Source organism: Streptomyces sp. NBC_01426, assembly GCF_036231985.1.
In the GTDB taxonomy this organism is placed as follows: Bacteria; Actinomycetota; Actinomycetes; order Streptomycetales; family Streptomycetaceae; genus Streptomyces.
The window spans coordinates 7640710-7659321 of record NZ_CP109500.1; the positions used below are offsets into that span (position 1 = coordinate 7640710).

16 protein-coding genes and 1 pseudogene are annotated in these 18612 nt (G+C 68.4%); 9 read left to right on the forward strand and 8 right to left on the reverse strand.

The features are described 5' to 3' along the window. Positions 1-310 precede the first annotated feature (310 nt). The gene (locus tag OG906_RS34365) at positions 311-1069 is read left to right on the forward strand and encodes a MerR family transcriptional regulator (RefSeq protein ID WP_329438728.1); all 759 of its coding nucleotides are present in this window, start codon (positions 311-313) and stop codon (positions 1067-1069) included. Between the two features lie 353 nt (positions 1070-1422). Here the strand turns inward: OG906_RS34365 and OG906_RS34370 are convergent, their stop codons facing one another. Beyond that, complete coding sequence (locus tag OG906_RS34370; RefSeq protein ID WP_329438726.1) at positions 1423-2988, reverse strand: ISL3 family transposase; 1566 nt, start codon at positions 2986-2988, stop codon at positions 1423-1425. A gap of 733 nt (positions 2989-3721) precedes the next feature. Between OG906_RS34370 and OG906_RS34375 the strand changes: the two genes are divergently transcribed. Further along, entirely contained in the window at positions 3722-4183 is a 462-nt protein-coding gene (locus OG906_RS34375) for a lamin tail domain-containing protein (RefSeq protein WP_329438724.1), read from the forward strand. Positions 4184-4568: 385 nt separating this feature from the next. Beyond that, entirely contained in the window at positions 4569-5177 is a 609-nt protein-coding gene (locus tag OG906_RS34380; RefSeq protein WP_329438722.1) for a hypothetical protein, read from the forward strand. A gap of 146 nt (positions 5178-5323) precedes the next feature. Here the strand turns inward: OG906_RS34380 and OG906_RS34385 are convergent. Together OG906_RS34385 and OG906_RS34390 are read right to left on the reverse strand one after the other, a co-directional pair. After that, positions 5324-5611 (reverse strand): annotated as a pseudogene (locus tag OG906_RS34385) (HNH endonuclease); the annotation flags it as partial. A 72-nt stretch (positions 5612-5683) separates the two neighbouring features. Next, positions 5684-6937, reverse strand: coding sequence for a hypothetical protein (locus tag OG906_RS34390; protein WP_329438720.1), 1254 nt, complete (start codon positions 6935-6937; stop codon positions 5684-5686). 160 nt (positions 6938-7097) lie between these two features. Here OG906_RS34390 and OG906_RS34395 point away from each other — a divergent pair, with 160 nt between their 5' ends. Together OG906_RS34395 and OG906_RS43715 are read left to right on the forward strand one after the other, a co-directional pair. Beyond that, on the forward strand, positions 7098-8378 hold the full coding sequence (locus OG906_RS34395; RefSeq protein WP_329438718.1) for an IS701 family transposase: 1281 nt from the start codon (positions 7098-7100) through the stop codon (positions 8376-8378). A gap of 144 nt (positions 8379-8522) precedes the next feature. Further along, positions 8523-9595, forward strand: a protein-coding gene (locus tag OG906_RS43715; protein WP_443067331.1) for an IS630 family transposase whose coding sequence is annotated in 2 segments (ribosomal slippage) — positions 8523-8969 and positions 8972-9595 — 1071 coding nt in all. Because the reading frame shifts where the segments join, the coding sequence is not laid out codon by codon here. A 67-nt stretch (positions 9596-9662) separates the two neighbouring features. Here OG906_RS43715 and OG906_RS34410 read toward each other — a convergent pair. The 3 genes from OG906_RS34410 to OG906_RS34420 form a co-directional block, all read right to left on the reverse strand. Beyond that, on the reverse strand, positions 9663-10433 hold the full coding sequence (locus OG906_RS34410) for a transposase (RefSeq protein WP_329438714.1): 771 nt from the start codon (positions 10431-10433) through the stop codon (positions 9663-9665). A gap of 45 nt (positions 10434-10478) precedes the next feature. Next, positions 10479-10934, reverse strand: a complete 456-nt coding sequence (locus OG906_RS34415) for an SMI1/KNR4 family protein (protein ID WP_329438712.1) — start codon at positions 10932-10934, stop codon at positions 10479-10481. A 224-nt stretch (positions 10935-11158) separates the two neighbouring features. Continuing rightward, positions 11159-11353 carry a hypothetical protein gene (locus tag OG906_RS34420; protein WP_329438710.1) on the reverse strand — a complete coding sequence of 65 codons (195 nt, stop codon included), beginning with the start codon at positions 11351-11353 and terminating at the stop codon, positions 11159-11161. Between the two features lie 781 nt (positions 11354-12134). Between OG906_RS34420 and OG906_RS34425 the strand changes: the two genes are divergently transcribed. Further along, positions 12135-12371 carry a hypothetical protein gene (locus tag OG906_RS34425; protein ID WP_329438708.1) on the forward strand — a complete coding sequence of 79 codons (237 nt, stop codon included), beginning with the start codon at positions 12135-12137 and terminating at the stop codon, positions 12369-12371. A gap of 153 nt (positions 12372-12524) precedes the next feature. On the opposite strand, the gene OG906_RS34430 is transcribed toward OG906_RS34425, so the two are convergent. Then, positions 12525-12743, reverse strand: coding sequence for a hypothetical protein (locus tag OG906_RS34430; protein WP_329438706.1), 219 nt, complete (start codon positions 12741-12743; stop codon positions 12525-12527). A gap of 1193 nt (positions 12744-13936) precedes the next feature. Here OG906_RS34430 and OG906_RS34435 point away from each other — a divergent pair. Next, on the forward strand, positions 13937-15100 hold the full coding sequence (locus tag OG906_RS34435; RefSeq protein ID WP_329438704.1) for a hypothetical protein: 1164 nt from the start codon (positions 13937-13939) through the stop codon (positions 15098-15100). Between the two features lie 41 nt (positions 15101-15141). Here OG906_RS34435 and OG906_RS34440 read toward each other — a convergent pair whose 3' ends face one another. Continuing rightward, a complete protein-coding gene (locus OG906_RS34440) occupies positions 15142-15729 on the reverse strand; it encodes a helicase associated domain-containing protein (protein ID WP_329438702.1) in 588 nt (195 codons plus the stop codon). 160 nt (positions 15730-15889) lie between these two features. Here OG906_RS34440 and OG906_RS34445 point away from each other — a divergent pair, with 160 nt between their 5' ends. Beyond that, a complete protein-coding gene (locus OG906_RS34445; RefSeq protein ID WP_329438699.1) occupies positions 15890-17380 on the forward strand; it encodes a helix-turn-helix domain-containing protein in 1491 nt (496 codons plus the stop codon). Positions 17381-17383: 3 nt separating this feature from the next. Continuing rightward, positions 17384-17971, forward strand: a complete 588-nt coding sequence (locus tag OG906_RS34450; RefSeq protein WP_329438697.1) for a hypothetical protein — start codon at positions 17384-17386, stop codon at positions 17969-17971. Positions 17972-18612 lie beyond the last annotated feature (641 nt).

Sequence of the window (18612 nt, forward strand, 5' to 3'; positions counted from 1 at the left end):
CCGGCAGGTCAGTGCTTTGGTTCGACGCGGGCACGGGCATGTACGGCCCGGTTCCACGGAAGTTGGGCCAGAGCCCGAGAGGCGACAGCGTTTCTACGGGGATTCCGGAGGCGTCGGGGCTCTGGGCAGGGTTCAGGCGTTCACGAGTTTTCGGCAGCGGGCGGAGGCCGTTTTGCCTGGGGTGCAGACCGCGCCTGTTCGATTGGGAGGATTTTGGGTCTTGGGGTTGAAGTTGCCGTTGCGGCAGCTCCTACCTTCGTGATCAGGGCCGGAGACACCGGCCCGGCGACACACACGTGCAGGAGTGGTGATGGACTGGCCGATTGCGGAGGTGGCCCGGATGTCGGGCGTTACCGCCCGGACACTGCGCCACTACGACGAGACCGGCCTGCTGCCGCCGGCCCGGATCGGTGCCAATGGGCACCGCTACTACGAGGAGCGCCAGCTCCTGCGGCTGCAGCAGATCCTCGTGTTGCGGGCGCTGGGCGTCGGGCTGCCGGAGATCGGCCGGATCCTGTCTGAACAGGTCGACGAGGTGGATGCCCTGCGGGGCCACCACCAGCGCCTCCTCGTAGAACGGGACCGGCTCGACGCACTGGCCGGCACCGTCTCCCGCACGATCGCCGAACTGGAGCAGTCCAGGAAGGACGGCAACCCCATGACCATCAACCGACCGGAGAACCTCTTCGAGGGCGTGACGCCCTCCCAGTACGAGGGGAACATGCAGGACTTCCCCGAACTCGCCGAAGCGGTCGCACGACGCGCTGCCACGATGAGCCAGGCGGACGCCGACGCCGCGCACCGTGATCGCACCGCGCAGATGATCCGGCTGGCCGAACTCATGGCCGCAGGCCACCCGGCCGACGCCGACCCGGTCCAGGCCGAAATCGACGCCCAGTACCAGGGACTGACCGAACTGCGCACTGTCTCCGCAGAGGACTACCGAGCCATCGGACGCTCCATCGTCGACAACGAGACGTGGCGCGCCGCATACGAGGCCATCGCCCCGGGCCTGGCCGCATACCAGCGCGACGCCATCGAGGCCTATGTCACCACCCGGCTGAACTGAGACACGGCGCAACCGCCACCGAGGGAGGACGCGATGGCGGTTGCGCCGTGTCACGGCGGGCCGGAGATGTTCGATCCCGGGGACCGTCCGCGGCCCCCTCAACAGGGTGCTGCCCGTTCTCATGAACAACGACTTTCCTGACGAAAGACCGCCTCCCGACGAGATGAACAATCGCTGTCGGAAGTCGGGTTCTGGCTCAACTTCTGTGGAGGCGGCTCGGGGCTCGGAGCGCCGAGCCGCTGAGCGACGGGACCCAGCAGATCAGCGCGTCGGCCCGACCCGGGCACGAGCGCGTACGGCGCAGCTCCACAGAAGTTGGCTCTGTCGCTGATTTGGGGGTCGTGGCCTCTTGATCATGGTGAGAGCAGGATGCGGCGTCGTAGGAGATCGAAGTTGGCGCGGCCGTACATCTGTCTCTTCAGGAGCTTGACCCGCGTGACGTTACCCTCGACCGCTCCGGATGTGTAGGTCGTGGTGAGGGCGGCCTGGATGGCCGCGCGGTCGCGTCGCATGCCATTGGCCAGGGTGCGGAGTTCGCGTTGTCCATCGAGGCGGACGTCGGCTATCCAGACGTCGAGAGCGAGGTGTTCACTGCGGCGGTCGCGGACCATGAGTGCCAGGCGGCGTGCGTAATCGACGGTCGTGGCCAGCGCTGGGTTCCGCTCGCACAGATCGTCGAGACCCTTTCGCTCAACATCGTTGAGGCGCTCGGGTCGGCGCATGATCCAGTCGGTGACCCTGCGGACGGTCAGGTGTGGCAAGGGGGCGGTGAGTGGGATCGCGCCGTTGCGGTAGGGCTTCAGGTGCCGGCGGACGGTGTTGACGTTGCCGCGGTAGCCCAGCCGCTGGATTTCCCGGGTGAGCGCGGAGGCGTTGGTGCAGCCTTCCATCCAGCGATGGTGCAGGTAGAGGCGGTATTCGTCGATCAGCGCGGGTCGATGAATGGCCGCGAGGAGAAGCTCATCGACTTCTGCGGCGTGCGCGAAGCGGTTGACTGTGCCGCGGCTGAGCCGCAGGTCGCGTGCGATGGCGCGAAGGCTGTCGCCACGTTGGATGCGTTCGTGGATCTGTTGGTGGCGTTCGCGGGTGCGGGCGACCAGAGGTCGTGGCCGTCCGTGGATATCCAGTTCTTCGCGGTCGCGGCCCTCGGAGGCCGGGCCGTCGTCGGTCCGGTCATCGTGTGAGGTGAGAGGCTGTCGCAGGTCAGCGCGATGCCGTCCGATGACGCGTTCGACTGCTTGCGCCAGGTTGTTCAGGAGGTGCCAGGCATCGGCTACCTGCATGGCCTGCGGGGCACCGACCTGGGCCCCATCGCGGTAGGAGCCTGCACGGTCACGGCAGACGATCCGGACCTCAGGATGGTCCCGCAGCCAGGACGCGAAAGTTGCTGCGGCCCGGTCGGCCAGGACGTCGATCGGGCGGTGGGTTGCCATGTCGATGAGGATCGTCGCGTAGGTCCGTCCCTTTCGAACGGCGAAGTCGTCGACGCCGAGATGCGGCACCGATCCCGACGAGGGGAGCGGCAGCTTACGGATCAGCCGGAGCAGAGTGTCCTTGCAGGTGTCGATGGTCATGCGCTGAAACAGTCGAGCGCCTGGCCGGCCGCCCAGGAACAGGGCCACGTCGGTGAGCTGGGCGGTGAGTGCGTCGGTGCGGCGTGCGTGGCGATGCGTCAGGCCCGGTATCTGCTCGGCGAACGTCCGACGGTCACACTGCTCGTTCCCGCAGACGAGTCGACGCGCCCGTAGCTCGATCCGCACACGCCGGCCGGCGACCGGACGATCCGCCAGGGTCCGCTGGTAGTAGCAGTGCACTCTCGAAGATCTCCGCCCGCATCCGGGACAGGCCGCCGACACGGCCCCCGACCGCACGGCGAGCCGGGCCTCTGCATCCGTCAGCACCAGCTGGTCGACTTCCACCGCGACACCCGGCAGAAGAAGGTCCCCGACCTGAACCCCACCCATCACATCGGATAGTTGCCCATCTACCCCCAAATTAGCGACAGAGCCCAGAAGTTGAGCCAGAACCCGAAGTCGTGAACAAAGCCACGCTGCGCGACACGCAGCCGCTCCCGGTCCCCGCACTCTGTGCCGGTCACTGCTCTACGTCCCCGCTGCGCACGGTCACCGCGCGACGTCGCCTTGGCCGTCCCGGTCGCGGCGCAGGGCCTGTCGCCTTCAGAGTCGCTCACCGGTCGAGCCGCGCACACCCGCGTATATCGGGCCGGCCAACCGCCGAGTCGGCGAGGTGGGCACCAGAGCAGGTGGACGGATTCGTTCCGAGCTGTGGTTTCCGCATGTGCGTGCGAAGAATCGTGCAGAACGGCCGTTACGGAACTTGCTGCTCTGGTTGGGTGACGGGCGGATCGGTACGCCCGGGGGTGCGCTCCGGGCGCAATGATCGACTGGACCGTGCGCGCTCTGGGTGGGTGTAGCGGTCAGTGAATGTCAGGGCCACGTTCACGCGGACTGCGTGTACCCCGCAGGCGTGTGTGACGGAAATGTCTAGGGTCGGTAACCGGCCTCGTCGGGGGCTGTTGTCGGCCACGTGTCGGGTCGAGAGTTTGGGTCCTCGGCCCACTACGGGCCGGGCACCCGCACCCGGTACGTGATCCGTATCGGCGGGTGAGGCACAGTTCTTGAGGGGCCACGTATGTCTGCTTCGTCGACCGCCCGCCGTATCGGCGCCACTGTCCTGGCCGCCGGCGCGATCGTGTCCGCCGCCGCGCTTCCCGCCGCTGCGGCGGACCGGGGTCACGACCGGCACCCGCGGGTGGAGATCTCCCGGGTCCAGGCCGACGCTCCCGGACGCGACGACCGCTCCAACCGCTCCCTGAACGGCGAATGGGTCGAGATCCGCAACACCACCCGCCAGCCGGTGAACCTGCGCGGCTGGACCCTGCGTGACTCCGACGGCAACCGCTACCGCTTCAACGACACCCGCATCGGCGGCCGCGCCACCATCCGGATCCACACCGGATCCGGCCGCGACACCCGCACCGACCTGTTTCAGGGCAAGCGTGACCACGTCTGGGACAACCGCGCCGACACCGCCACCCTGCGCGACGACCGCAACCGCACCGTCGACACCGAGTCCTGGGGCCGCCGCCGCTAACCCGGGCCACGGCCTGCCGCCTGTGAACGGGCGGCAGCCGAACCCGCAGTGATCGTGTGCCGGGCAGCCCGCCAGCCGCCCGGCACACACCCACGTCCAGCGCGATCACCCAGCGCGCCGGGCATTCCGCGCCTCCGGCGCGGCCGATGCCGCGCGAGCACGGTTCCGTGCCCGGGGGCGGCACTCCCTGAACAGCACCGCTGATCGGGCGCCGGTCCGGTGCCGAGCCGGCGGCGGGCGGTGCGCACCGGTCCGCTTCTCGCCGGGTTCCTCATCGTCGTCGGAGGCAACTCGCCGATTCTGGCCCCGCGCGCACCCCAGGGTGCGGGATCGTCGTCCCCGGGGGCGCGGACCGCGGCCCGAGGGGCTGGTGTTGGAGGTGTCTGTGGAGAAGGATGAGACGTGGACGTCGGATGAGTACGGCCGCTCGCACGAGGGCCGGGTAGGTGTGCTCCTGGACGACGGGTCGGTCCCGAAGCCGGTCTACTTCGACTCGGCGTCGGGCAGCTCGGGCTGTGAGGTGCGCCATTGGAGCGTCTACGACGGCGCCGGCACCTACCTTCCGCGCCCGAGGGCAGATGTGCTGCGTGCGGAGTGCTCCTGCGGCTGGACCGGAGCCCCGCACGCTGTCGACTGGGCGACGGCGGGCGACCCTCCGTTCCATGAGAGTGGTCTGCCCACCGCCGAACAGTGTGAGGAGGACTGGGACTCCCACCTCCGCGACGTCGCCGGCACCACGATCCCTCTTCCCGCCGAGTTGGAAGCCCTCTTCCAGACCGTGACCGCCGCGATCGAGAACCTGGCCCAGGACTCACCGACCGCCGCCCTCAAAGCCGCCCGCACCCTGGAACTCATCGCCCAACGCACCGCGCACTGGCCGGCCCAGGACGCCCGCGCCCAGGACCTGCGGACGGTGGCGGCCGATCTCGGCCTCTCGGTGGACGCCACCCGTGGCCTGCTGGCCCGTTTCGGGGGCTGGCAAGCCCACGGCTGACCGGCAGGGCAGATCACTTCGTGGGTACCCGGCGGGCCGGGTCCGCTTCCCGCGGCAGTACCTCGGTGTACCGGATCCCGTGCAAGGGCCGACGACGGAGGGCCGCCGCCCTTGCGGGGCGGCGACCCTCAGTCCTGCCGGTCTGCTTACGGGGCGGGGGTGAACTGCACCTGGGTATCGCCGCATCCGGCCGCGATGTCGAGCAGTCGGTCGCGCTCCAGTTCGTCGACGGCCAGGCCCCAGCGGAGCTTGGTCGCGGTCCATTCCGCGCCGTAGCGGCACAGCGCGTCCGCGGACGGCGGCAGCCACTCGGCCGGGTCCTGGTCGGACTTGCTACGGTTCGAGCGGGCCGTCACCGCCACCAGGGAGGTTTCCTGGCCGAGGTCGTTGGCGTACGCCTCGCGCCGAGCCGGCGTCCAGGTGGAGGCTCCAGCTGGTGGGGAGCGTCATTCGAACCGTGCGGTATTCCCGGCTTCGGAGCAGCTGACAGGCACAGGCTGGGACGTTCAGCGGCCGTCGCGGCGCCATTCGTAACGCCACACGGCGTCAAGGTAGCCCTCTTCTTCCAGGGAACCGCGCTGCGGCGGGCCGAGAAGGCGTGCTGCTTCCACGCACCGTTCGTCGTCGTGGAGGGCGAGTCCGTAGGCGGCGGCCAGCTGGACCAGACGATTCGTGTCGTCCAGCACAGCAGCCATGGCGTCCGCGAAGACGGGATCGTGGTCCCTGCCCTCGGCAACCACGCGGCAAGCGGTTTTCCGTACCACCGCGTCCGGATCGGTCATCAGCCGCAACAACGCCGTGCGAGCATCGCCGGAAAAGGCCGGCGGCGAGGACAAAGCACTGAGCCCTTGCGCCACCGCACGCCGTACCCGGGCATCGGGATGGCCGGCGTGAGACAGAAGGGCCACCTCCGCGTGGGGGTCGATGTGTTCTCCAAGAGCGACCAGAACCTCGGTGAGCACGGCGAGGTCCGTCTCCTCGGCCGACCAGTCGGTGAACATGTCCAGAGCGGGGCCGGCGAACGCGTCCTCGTCGCTGTCGTCGAGCAGATGGGTCACCCGAAGTACCTCGGCACCGAACAATCGGCGGGACGGGTCCGGGTGCGTGCGCAGCGTCGCGGCGGCAGTCCAGGTCGCCTGGTCGCGTCGGCCGGCCAGCAGGAGGGCGACCCCGCCCCATGTCGGGTGGTTCTGGTCGGCGATGGTCAACGCGCGGTCCATCAGATCCTCGAACGAGGTCCGGACCCCAAGCAGTTCCTCGACGTACGTGAGGATCGCCCCGTGGCCGTCCCGCACAGTCATGTCACCAAGGGTGCACTCGTCGACGCTGTTGTACTCGTCGTCTTGCACCTGCGTACGGACGACGGCATCCCGGGATCCGGTACGGCTTCGCAGTTCGGCCTCGACCCCCGTCTCGTGCCAGCGGCGCGCGAGGTCCCGGGCCTCCAGGAGTTCAGATTCGGGATACCTGCCGCGGATCTCGTGGTCCAGGAGCGCCTGGAACAGAGCGGGCGAACCCGAGTCGACCGCCTCGCTCAAAGGGATCAGATCCTCGGGCCCGCTCTGGCCCGAATCCGCACCGTACTGGAGCAGCAGTTGGGCGATGTGCCCGGCGTGCATCCGGACGGCCAGGCAGAACGCGGCGTCCAGGTAGTCAAAGTCGCTGTGCTCGTGGAGAAGGATCCTCACCAGGTCCGTGTCTCCAGCCTGGACCGCGGAGATCAGGGCGGACTCGCCGTCCACCGCATTGCTCGTACCCACACCCGTACCCGTACCCATAATCCTGTTCCCCCGCAGCGTTCTCGCAGCTCAGTGTAGATCTGCCGAATCGGACCGACGGGGCGGATAGCAGTCGGCACGGCCTAATAGGACTCCGTTAGGTCTTCAGGTTCGGCTGCTCGTGGGCGGGCATGCCTGATGTGTGGATGCGCGTGAAGTAGACCTTGTTCGGGCTGAGTTGGCGTCGTATGTGACTGATGTGTTCGCCTCTCTGCGGCGCAAGGATCAGCGGGCCAAGAGCGACTGTTACCTGCGGGGTCTGATGCTGGACGGCCGGCGGAAGTCGATCCAGGCCATGGCCGCTCGGCTGCCGGACGGCAACGAGCAGAACCTGCAGCAGTTCGTGACCCAGTCCACCTGGGATCCGGTCCCGGTGCAGCGTCGGATCTGTGAACGCATGCTGCCGCTCATCGCCCCGACGGCCTGGGTGATCGACGATGTGTCGCTGCCGAAGGACGGAAGAATGTCGGTGGGGGTGGCTCCGCAGTACTGCGGAGCCCTGGGCAAACGCGCCAATTGCCAGGTCGCGGTCAGCGTCCATGCCGCAACGGACACCGCCTCCTGCCCGCTGCAGTGGAGGCTGTTCCTGTCTCGGTCATGGGAAGCGGACGACGATCGCAGGACGTCCACGCGCGTCCCGGCCGAGGTCACCCACCGGGAGAAATGGCGGTTGGCTCTGGACATGCTCGACACCCTGTCCGAGTGGGAGATGAGCCCTCCAGCGGTGGTGGCGGACGCCGCCTACGGCACCAACGCACACTTCCGGGCTGGGCTCGCCGACCGCGGAATCCACTATGTCCTGGCCATCCGGGCAGACGTGAGTGCCCATCCGTTCGATGCCGAGCCCGAGGCTCCGCCCCGCAAGGGGCCGGTTGGCTGCTGGCCCCAGCCGCGCTACCGGCACCCCGCACCGTCGGTGGCGGCCCTGGCCGCCTGTCTCGGGCCGGAGGCATTCACCACGCTCACTTGGCGGCAGGGCACCCGAGGCCGGTTGAAGTCGCGCTTCGCCGCCGTGCGGGTCCGGCCCGCCGGCAAGGCCGTCGAGCGTCCGATCAAGGCCGCAGCTTCGTCCACGCAGGGCTGGTGGGACGGGGTCCTGTCCGACTGCTGGCTGCTGGTCGAGTGGCCGGACGGCGCTGACGCCCCCACCGACTACTGGCTCTCCAGCCTCCCGGCAGACATCCCGATCACCGAGCTGGTCCGTCTGGCCAAAGTCCGCTGGCGCATCGAGCGCGACTACCGGGAACTCAAGCACGGCCTGGGCCTGGACCACTTCGAGGGACGGTCCTGGCCGGGCTGGCACCACCACGTCACCCTCGTGACCGCCGCCCAGGCCTTCCTCTCGGAGCAGAGGCTGGCCCCAAAAGTCCCAGGACCGGCCTCACTCTCTACCAGACCCTCGACGCTCTCCAAAGCATCCTGAGGTGCTGGACCGGCATCTGCACCACCTGCCTGCAGCCCCTCCCGAACAGACCACACACCACATCAAGATCAAGAGCGACCTACTGAGGATTTCGGGTTGTCGTCGGGTGGTGACGGTTCATGATCCCTGCGGTATGCCGGTGGTATGCGTTATCCGGAGGGTGGGGGCCTGACCGCTGAGCGTCGGGCGTTTCGTGAGGGGATCCGGCTTCAAGCCGGCGAGCGGTTCGCGGCGGGTGAAAAGACCGTCGTGATCGCGAAGGACCTGCGGGTGAGTGTGCGGTCGGTGGAACGCTGGCGTCGTGCCTGGCGCGAGGGCGGCATCGAGGCCCTGCGCTCGACGGGTCCGGCCAACTCCCCGACCGTCACCGATGCCCAGTTCAGCCTGCTCGAGGAGGAACTCGGCAAGGGCCCGTCAGCGCACGGCTTCGAGGATGAACGGTGGACTCTGGTCCGGGTCCAGACGGTGATCCGCCGCCGGCTGCGGGTGAGTCTCTCGGTAGCGACGGTCTGGCGGCTGCTGAAGCGGCACGGCTGGTCCTGGCAGGCACCGGCCCGCAGAGCACTCGAGCGGGACGAGCACACGGTGGAGCTGTGGAAGAAGGAGGTGTGGCCCCAGGTAAAAGGCTCGCGGCGGCGTGTGGGGGCTGGATCGTCTTCGAGGACGAGGCCGGATTCTCCATGACGCCGCCCCGCGCCCGCACTTGGGGCCGACGCGGACACACCCCTGTCATCCGCGTTCGCGGCCGCTCCCGCCGTCGGACCTCGGTCGCGGCCCTGTGCTGCTACAAACCCGGCGAGAAGAGCCGTCTCATCCACCGCCCCCGCAACCATCTCCTGCTCAAGGGCGCCCGCAAGAGTTTCTCCTGGCAGGACTACCGCGACCTGCTGGTGAGGGCACACATCCAGCTCGGCGGCCCCATCGTCGTGGTTTGGGACAACCTCAACACCCACCTGGCCGCCGGGCTGAAGCGCTACGAGGCCGAACACGACTGGCTCACCACCATCCGCCTCCCGGCATACGCACCAGACCTGAACCCGGTTGAAGCCCTCTGGTCCCTCATACGCAGAGCCACGGCCAACACCGCCTTCAACACCCCCGACGACCTCGACCGCAAACTCCGCCGCGAGTTACGCAGAATCCAACTCCGACCCCACCTCATCGACGGCTGCCTCACCGCCACCGGCCTGGCCATCAACCCACCGACCCCACCCTGAAATCCTCAGTAACGGAGTCCTACTAAGGGCTGTCCCGCAAATTCGACCGTTATGCGGGGCCGCTGGCCTATCCGGCGAGGGCGAGGTTGTGCATCCGGGCGATGCCGAGCATGGCGTGGTGGACGCCGTCGCCTTTGAGGCGGCAGTCTCGGAGGATCTTCCAGGTCTTCATGCGGGCGAAGACGTGCTCGACGCGGGCGCGGGCTTGTTTGTGGGACCGGTTGTGTTCCTCTTTCCAGTCTGGGAGTTCGGTCTGGCCGCGTTCGCGGCGGTGAGGGATGACGAGTCCGGTGCCCGGGTAGCCGCCGTCGGCGATCGTGAGGGTCTTGCCGACGGCGGCCTTGGCGCCGGACTCTTCCCAGGCCTTGCAGTCGTTGCGGTTTCCGGCGAGTGGCCGGCCGACCACGACGATCAGGCGGGTGTCGGCGTCGATGACGACCTGGTGGTTGGTGGAGTACCGGTAGTTCTTCGACCGCTCGGCGATGGTGTGGTCTCGTGTGGGGGCCAGGGTGCCGTCGACGATGAGCACGGTGTCCTTGGCGAACCGTTTGCGGGGCTGGAGAGCGAGCATCGGCCCGAGGTGGTCGATGATGCGGTCCGCCGCCGACTTCGAGACCCCGACCAGCGGGGCGAGCTGCCGCATCGTGAGATTCGTCCGCCAGTGCGCCGCGACAAGCAGTGCCCGGTCCTCCAGCGGAAGACTCCACGGTCGGCCCCTGCGGACCGCGTCCGCACCCTGGCGCCGCAGAACCGTCACCAGCTTCCCGAACACGCGAGGACTCAGCCCGGAGAAGGAGGCTATCCAGGAAGGCTCCGACGCCTTGATCACACCAGCCACGCCAAGACCATCTCATTGGCGACCAGACGGTCATGAGACGTGGAGCTACAGCTCGATCCGCCCCGTCAACCACCATTCGAGGTACTTGGCAAGGCTGGGCGCCACCCAGGTCCGGCTGTCGTCCTCGTGGTTCCAGACGAAGACGTCGGGCCGGTCGATCCTGGCCAAGAGCGCGAACAAATCCCCGTTACCCGCGTCCGCGAAGAAAAGCAGCGGGTCGAACGGCATGTACAAGGTGGCGAGCTCGGCATCCGCGCGAAGACTCTGGTTCTCGGAGGCGATGCGCTCGGCAGACCAGATGAGCCCGTCGCCGTACTCGCCCTCGATGCCGTTGCTCTCCCGGAGGAGGGCTGCGAGGTCCGCAGGCAGTGGATGGCCGAGGGCCGTAGCGCAGTGAACCAGCGACTGCTCCGATGCAGGCGGCTGAAAGAGCGTCGTTCCGGGCAGGGCCGTTACAGCTTCGGTCCACACGGTGGAATCGACCTCCAGGAGCCTGGCCACCGATCGAGCCGGCTGCGGCCGGTCACCATCGACAGGGGCCAGCGGCTCGACCAGAGGCGCAACTGATCATCAGCCGAACAGTATGGCCCCGGCCGAGTCAGCCGCTCACTGCCCCGGGGTAAATGCGGGACAGCCCTTAGTCACCGGCCCTGCGGGCGAACTCACCGGCCTGGTCACCGGTTGCTGAACTCACCGTTTCAGTCACCGGTGACTGAATGGGTGAGTCACCGGTCGGTGGTGGTGCTGGGGCCGAGGGTGCGCCGGCCGTGCGGCTGCTCGGGGCGCTCGCCGGCCTTGGCCTCGGTGGGTGGGGGTGTCGGGGTGGCCTCGGCGGCGAGGCGGGCTCGGCGCGCCGCGGTCGGTGGTGCCGGGGGTGTGGCGGGGCGGGGGCCCGAGCCGAGTTGGCGGCGTTCGTTCATCTGTCCAGTCTCGGCGTCTCGTTCCGGGACGGTGGCGGGCCCCCGCCGGCAGTACACATGGGGGGAGACATGGGGTCAAACATGGGGTCGAACATCGGGTCAAACATGGGGTCGAACATGGGGGGAGGCGGGTACGGCGCTGCCTCGGTGTCGTTCCTGGTCGGGCCGGGTGTCGCGGCCGGTGACTAGTCAGACTTTCTTGTGTGGGGGGATGGGTCTGGGGTCGGGTGCTCGGTTGTTCGGGTCGTGTGTCTGGGCGGGGTGGCCGTGGGGCGAGCGGAGTTGGGGGGAAAGAAGGGGGGAGAGATGGGGGGAAAGATCGGGGGAGGGATGGGGGGAAAGATGGGGGGAAGCAAGTTTCTGTGCTTGTGAGCGTTCTCCCTGTTCAGGCCCCGTGCGACGGTCGGTGACTGGCCGGACTTTCTTGTATGTGGGTTTGGGTCTGGGTTTGGTTGTTGGGGTTGGTGGTTCGGTTCTTCGGTCTGTGTCTGGGCGGTTGCCGGGTTGTTCGGTTCGTCGGGCTTGGGTCTGGTCGGTTGCGGGTCTGGTCGTTGGACGGCGTGAGGGTGCGGTTCAGGTTCGTGGGGGTTGTCGGTCGGTCTGTGAGTCGGTGTGCTGTCCGATGGGGTCCCTCAAAGTTCTTGGAGGGCCTGCGTAACATTTCGCGGCTTCACACCCCAGAACCCTTCCGTCACCAGTTGCGGGCCTAGCCGTTCGGCGTCGCACGGTGCTGTCTGCCCGTCAGCGGACGGTCCGCCGGGCGCAGTGGGAGGGAACCCTCATGTCCATCACCGAACAGCAGCAGTCGTCCCAGTCTCAGCAGCCGGCCCCGCAGGCCTCGGGCATCGACCCGGTCCTGGTCGTGCTCGTGGTCCTGGTCGTGCTCCTGGTCCTCGCCGGGGCCGGCTATGTGTGCGTTGCGCACCCTGGGCTGACCGCCGCGGTTGAGGCGGTCGCGGGAGTCGGTGCGGCCTTGGGGGCCGTGTTCGGGGTGGCGGTCGCCTTGCGCCGGCGGTGACGTCGACCGCCGGGCCGGGGCACGGAACGGCCCACAACGCCCCGTGAAAGCCTTTGGGGGCCCCTTGGGCGCCTAGCGCCTCCCAAGGGGCCCCAAGCCGTTCAGCGGGCACTCTGGCCCCTTGACGGGCCCCGCATGTGGAACCGGTGGTGGTTACGGCGGTGACTCGGCCCAGGTTTCCGGGCCGCCGCCGCGCCACTCGACCAACTCCCCGGTGAGATCGATGTCCTCCGGGTCCTCCAGGCCGGCCTCTTGGAGGAAGGCGGGGATGTCGGAGGGTTGGTGGGCGACGCCGATGGATTGCCCGTCCCAGCGCACTCGGCGCCGGCCGTTCTCGTCGGGCGGGGAGACGACCAAGCGGGGTACGGGCATGTCCCCACCCTCCGGCCTCGACCGGCTCCGGGCATCCCGTCCCGGTCCGTAAGGGTGAAATAGGCGACCGGTCCATGAAGATCGGGAGCATTGTCGAGACCCACGCCAATTTCTCTCCTGCGGTCTTTCCCGGCCTCTCACCAATTCCTGAGTGCGACGTCTGAATTCCTAGACCATGCCTGACGGCTCGTCAGATGTGTGCGGTTCGAGTGTGCGGGCGGTTCGGGTCGAGCGCTTGGTGATGGTGGGCGCGGGACTGTGTCGCCTCGTGTCGGACGCCTGGTCCCCTCTCGACCCCTGGCTTGTCTGTGCTGGTCAGGGGGCATGCGGTGGGGTTGTCAGGGGCTGTAGGGGCTGAGTTTCAGTGAAGTCCCCACAGCATGCTGGTTGCTGTTGTTCGTTCAGGCGAGCCGGCCTCTCAGGCTCCTGGGGGTGATGGTGGTGTTCTCGGGATGCTACACACGCATCACGGTGATGATGCGGTGGGTTGATGCAGGCCCCCGAGGGTGGAGCTCCCTGGGGTGGTCGAGCCGGTGGGTCGGGTGCCGCGGTCCCGTTTTTCACGCGGCGCCCCGCCCGGGCTTTTCCTGTGCCGACTCACTCCTCTCCCCCGGGGGAAGGCGAGCACAGCGAGTCCCCATCGGGGTCTCGTTCCTGTCTTGATGAGGCCCTTGTCTGGGTAGGGTCGTGTGGAGGTTCTGATGGGGGAGGGGTAGACATGATCGGGCTTTGTGTATTAGTGGGGGCACTGGTGTGGATCGTGACGACTGTGCTGCGTCGGGGGAAGCGGCGTACGGAGAATATGGATGGCCTGCTTATAGAGCAGGCTCGAACGGCGCAAGCGAGGGCTGACCGGAGCTTGTACAGGTCGGATGAGGCACTCCTCTCCTCGACGCTGAGGGATAAGTACAGGCCATAGCCGGCGCGTGGGGGAGCGAAGCGGATCCACCCAACGGGGGCCAATGGCCCGTACCCCGTGAAACGGGGTCAACCAGGCGCACGAAGAGGGCCGTTCGGGACCGAGCGAAGCGAGATCCCGAACCCGTCCGGAGCGAAGCGAAGGACGCCGGCACGAAGGGCCGGCCGTGTGCGATCTCTCGGTTGAGGGACAGTGGGGTGAGAGACATTGGGCTCGTGGGGTGTTGGTGCTGGTGGGAGCCTGTTCCGGCGTTCCAGCGCAGTGGGCGAGGGGCATGTGCAAGCCCTGCTACGAGAACTCGCCCCATACCGTCCTGAGCCGGGCGGCGGGCTGGGCACGCCGCATGCCGGCCGTGCCTGTCTGGTGGGACACCTTCACCGCTCACCTCCAGACTCACCGGCACACCTTCTATGCCGCGGACGCCATCACTCATACCGCCCGCCTGATCCTCGACTCCGGCACCACCGACCCGGACAAACTCGTGAACAGGGCACAGCACGCCATGCCCTGGCTGGTGCGGCCCCTCACCGATTTCTTCCGCACCCACCACCTTCACGACGCCCCCAAGACGGCCGAGAACGTCAGGGCCGCCGTCCTGAGAGAGCGCCGCATCGAAGCCGTCCCGCTCCCGCCGCGACCAGCGGTCCGGGCCTTCGCCCAGGCGCTACTGGACCAGCGTGAGCGTGCCGCCGCCCTGGGCCTGCGCCCGAACCGGCTGAAGACCATTGAGATCCGCCTCGACACCGTCCGGGACCTTGCCCTCCACGTCACAGGCCGGGGCCACAGAGCGTGGACTTCCCTGACCATTACGGACCTGAAGGCGTTCCTCGCCCAGAACCCGGCCCGCAGGGCCTCCTGGCTGGTGGGCCTGCGCCAGTTCTTCGCCCACGCCCACCGCACGGGAGCCGTGCTCCACAACCCGGCCGCGTCCCTCGACGCCCCGCAGGCGCGCGGCTATAGGGGCGCCACCCTCACCCTGGACGAGCAGCGCAACCTCTACCGCCGCTGGAACGGGCCTGACGAGATGCACCCGCACGAAGCGTTCATCGGCCTGGCAGCGCTCCTCCACGCGGCCACGACCACCGAACTCCGCCTGCTCACCATCGACGACCTCACCCCAACCCGCCACGCGGTGCGCTTTCCCGGACGCACCGTCGGCCTCACGCTCGACACCGCGACGTGGAAGGCACTGACGGGCTGCCTCAGCCACAGGGCCTCGCTGGGCACCGATAACCCGTACGTCCTGGTGACGCGCCTGACCAGAACCACCAGAGGACCGGCCGGCGCGGCCCATATCCGTGACAGCCTGGCCCCGGTCGGCCTGCTGCCGCGCATCCTGCGCTCGACACGGCTGCTCACCCTGGCCACCGAACTCGACATCAAGCAGCTCACCGCGGCGCTGGGCATGTCCTATGCCGGGGCTGCGCACTACGCATAGCCCCTGGAGGACTGCTGGTGCCGGAGGCGCAGGCCCCATCTCTACCGTGCCCAGTGGACGCCGAGTTCGGCGAGCGGGGCGAGCTGTGCCGGGTCGAGTCGGTCGTGGCGGGCTTTGATGTTGCGGAGCCGGATTCCGGTGCGGTGTTCGGTCCCGTCGGGCAGGACCTGGACGCCGCCGCGCCCGGGCAGTCGGCCTTCCCGTGCGATGTACTGCGCGAGCGCCTCGACGCCTTTCTGGAGCGCCCCGCCGCCCTTGCCGGGCCCGGATGCCACGGCCGTCTTCGCGGGGGCCTTGTGTGCCCGCGCGGTCTTCTTCACGCCCAGCTCGCCGAGCCTGCGCTGCTGCTCGGCGTTCAGCTTGCTGAAGTCCCGGCGCTGGGTGGCGAGCCAGCGTCCGACGTCCTCGCCGTGCCGGGTGACCCTGGGCACGACGTCGTCGAGCAGGGCGCCGTCGGCGAGGAGCTGGGCGAGGTAGGCGTAGTGCCGCTGCCAGTCGACCGTCCACCCGCTCTCGCGCGGGTTCCAGTCCGGATCGAGGGCCGTGGGTTTCTCCGCCCGTCGGCCGGTGCGGCCTTGGTTCTTCCCGAGTCCGTCGGGGCGTCGGATGTTCGTCGGCCACTGCCCCACGGCCTTGTCCAGGCGGTCGCGTGCCGCGCGGCGCGTTCAGGGTCCCGTGGAGCTCGGAGTAGGCCCGTGCGGAGGCGAGGTGCCCTCGCACCCGCCACGGGTGTGCGTTTTGCACACGCCATATGCGGAATGCGCATGCTTCTCGGGTAGGGTGGATGTCATGGTGATGAGTACCGAGGAGATGTTGCGGGTGACGGTGACCGCGATCACCCACCGCACGGGGGAGCAGCAGGCCGACGTGGCAGCGGCTTTGGGGCTGACGCAAAGCCAGATCAGCCGCAGACAGCGGGGCCTGGCCTCCTGGACCCTGGCCGATTGCGATCGTCTCGCCACGCACTGGGGCATGCCCGTCCTCGACCTCCTGGCAGGCCCCACGCACGCCTTGACCCGCCTGCCCGCCGGCGCCACTCAGACCCTCCTGCCGCTCGACTTTCCGGCCCCGGCTCAGGTCGAGCCCGGCCCGGTCGAGCCGGCTCCGACCCCGGTCGAGCCCGCTCCGGTCGAGCCGACCCCGGTCGAGCCCGCTCAGGTCGAGCCGGGCCCGGTCGAGCCGGCTCCGGTTGAGGTTGCCCGCAGTGCCCCGGGTCGGCGCGCTCTCGCCGCCGAGCCGGCTACGACCGCCACCACCCCGCCCCGGCGCGCCCTCGCCGCCGAGCCGGCCCCGGCTGCCGCCGCGCCGCCCGTGCTCAAGCGTGTGGCGGCGCCGGCTGGTCCGTTGGCGGATCGTGTCCGTGTCCGCGTCGATCACGAGTTGTCCGTCCATGGCGGTGATCGGGACGCGGCGCGGGCGGCCCTCGTCAAGACGGCCGTCCCGGATGTGATGGAGTTGTTCGCGGCGTCTCGGGTCGGTGGCCGGTACGAGCACTCCGAGTTCCCGCCCACGGCCGGCATCCTTCAGAAGGCGTCGCAGAAGGGCGCGGACCAGATTTGGGAGGGCCGTCCGAAGTGGCGGTCCGAGGAGCTGCATCGGGCCGCGCGCGCCGGTCATGTCCGCCTCGACGTGACCGCTCTGGACATGAACGCCGCCTACCTCGCGGCGTTGAAGACGTGGTTGCCGATCGGCAAGCTCGTCCACTCCGAGGGCGTGGAGCACAACCCGAAGCGCTCGGGTGTCCACCGGGTCACGCCGGCCGTGTGGGGGATGCCTGATCTGCCGTCCCCGCTGGGTGCCCGGAAGGAGCCGGGGGACCTGTGGATTACCGAACCCACTCTGCGACTCCTGCTGAGGTGCGCGAAGTTGGGGTTCTGCGAGGCGCCGGTCATTCACGAGTCGTGGACGTCCGGAGCATCCGAGGGCCTGTTGGAGAAAATGCGCCGCACTCTCACGGAGGTCCGGAAAGAAGCCATCGCCAATGGCGACGATGTGGCAAACGAGTACGTGAAGTCCATGTATTCTAAGTTTGTGTCAACCATCGGTGAGAGCACGGCGAATCGGGAAATCCGGCGCCCCGATTGGATGCACATCATCCGCTCTCAGGCTTTCGCGAACCTGTGGTTGAAAGCGCATAAGGCGCACGCCGCCGGTCTGACCGTGGTGGAAATGTCTGGCACCGATGAACTGCATGTGGCCGGTGACTGGCGGCAGGTGTTCCCGGAAGGCCGCGACCTCGCCCAGGTCAAGGCCAAGTCGATCTACACGCTGGGGGAGTAGGCCGTGAGCGGAGCCACCGACCTGTGGGGCGAATGGCAGAAGCACGGCGCCCAGGGCATGAGCGGTGCGCAGGCCTTGGCCGCGGAAATCGATCGGATCGCCGGGGAGGGCGGTATTGCGACGCCGGTCACCGCGAAGCGCGGCCTGTCCGCGCGGCTGCGGTACCTGTCCAGCGGTCCCGGCCGGCAGGTCCTCGCCGGTCACGGCATCAGCGCCCGTCTGCTGCGCTCCTGGGACCGCGGCGTCCGTCCCAGTAGGGAGAAGCTGGACGCCGTGGACAAGGCGTACCAGGAGCATCGTCGGGCCAACCTCGTACGCTCCGGGGCGTTGAAACGCCTCCTGGACAACGGCGGCCAAGGTCGGCGGATCGAGATCTACCCGGTGGACCAATCGGCGGTGGACGAGAAGCGCCGCCGGCCCACCGTCAGCGAGCGGTCCGTGCAGGCCCGGTACATCTGGGACGACGCGGTCGACGCCTGGAGCCAGGGCGACATGTCCACCCTGGACGAGATCTGGGACGACGTCATCACAGACCTGGACTCCGACTATGCGGCGTACGCATACGTCGGTTCCCTCGGTATCGGTGCCTAAAAGCAGCAGCCGGCCCGGATTTCCTTGGCTACCTTTCAGGAGATCGATAAATCGTCGAGTCGCACCATGAATGTGACGACTAGCCCCACGTGACCCGGGAGGGCGTTCACCGTATGCGGCGGGCGCCTTTCCTGCATGAGGGGTGTGTGGGGGAATGCGGGAGTTGGGAGTCGAGTTGAACCCGCTAGATTTCCGCATTCGGCGTCCTCCGTATAAGGCCGCAGGCGAATTCCGGGGTTTCGTGGGCGAGTTGTCGTATCTGAAACTCACCATATTGGTATAGACCTCTTGTCAGGGTTGTGTTCGGGTGGCCGGGGGCCCCGGTAGAGGGTTCAGTTCGGTCTGATGGTGCGCTACTCTCGGTCGCGTAGCGGCCGACGGGCCGGCTGTTCAGGGGAGTGGGAGGCGCTGAGGTGCACAAACACCAAGCCCAAACCCCCAACTCCTCCACCACCACTCTGATCAGCGAAAACGCGCGACAGCAGCCCCCATCGCCGCTGCCGGCCAGGGTTCGGCCGGAGGCCGGACCCCTCGGGCCGAAGGCCCGCCTAGGTCACCGAAGGTGACCTAAAGTCAGGGCCGGAGGCCCGCCAAGGGCGCGGAGCGCCCAGCATCTTGACGGCCCGTAGGGCCGTCGCGTC

Bases quoted from the DNA above. Each gene is read 5' to 3' on its own strand.
- OG906_RS34365 (WP_329438728.1), top strand. From the start codon at position 311: ATGGACTGGCCGATTGCGGAGGTGGCCCGGATGTCGGGCGTTACCGCC.
- OG906_RS34375 (WP_329438724.1), top strand. From the start codon at position 3,722: ATGTCTGCTTCGTCGACCGCCCGCCGTATCGGCGCCACTGTCCTGGCC.
- OG906_RS34420 (WP_329438710.1), bottom strand. From the start codon at position 11,353: ATGAACGAACGCCGCCAACTCGGCTCGGGCCCCCGCCCCGCCACACCC.
- OG906_RS34425 (WP_329438708.1), top strand. From the start codon at position 12,135: ATGTCCATCACCGAACAGCAGCAGTCGTCCCAGTCTCAGCAGCCGGCC.
- OG906_RS34430 (WP_329438706.1), bottom strand. From the start codon at position 12,743: ATGCCCGTACCCCGCTTGGTCGTCTCCCCGCCCGACGAGAACGGCCGG.
- OG906_RS34435 (WP_329438704.1), top strand. From the start codon at position 13,937: ATGTGCAAGCCCTGCTACGAGAACTCGCCCCATACCGTCCTGAGCCGG.
- OG906_RS34445 (WP_329438699.1), top strand. From the start codon at position 15,890: ATGGTGATGAGTACCGAGGAGATGTTGCGGGTGACGGTGACCGCGATC.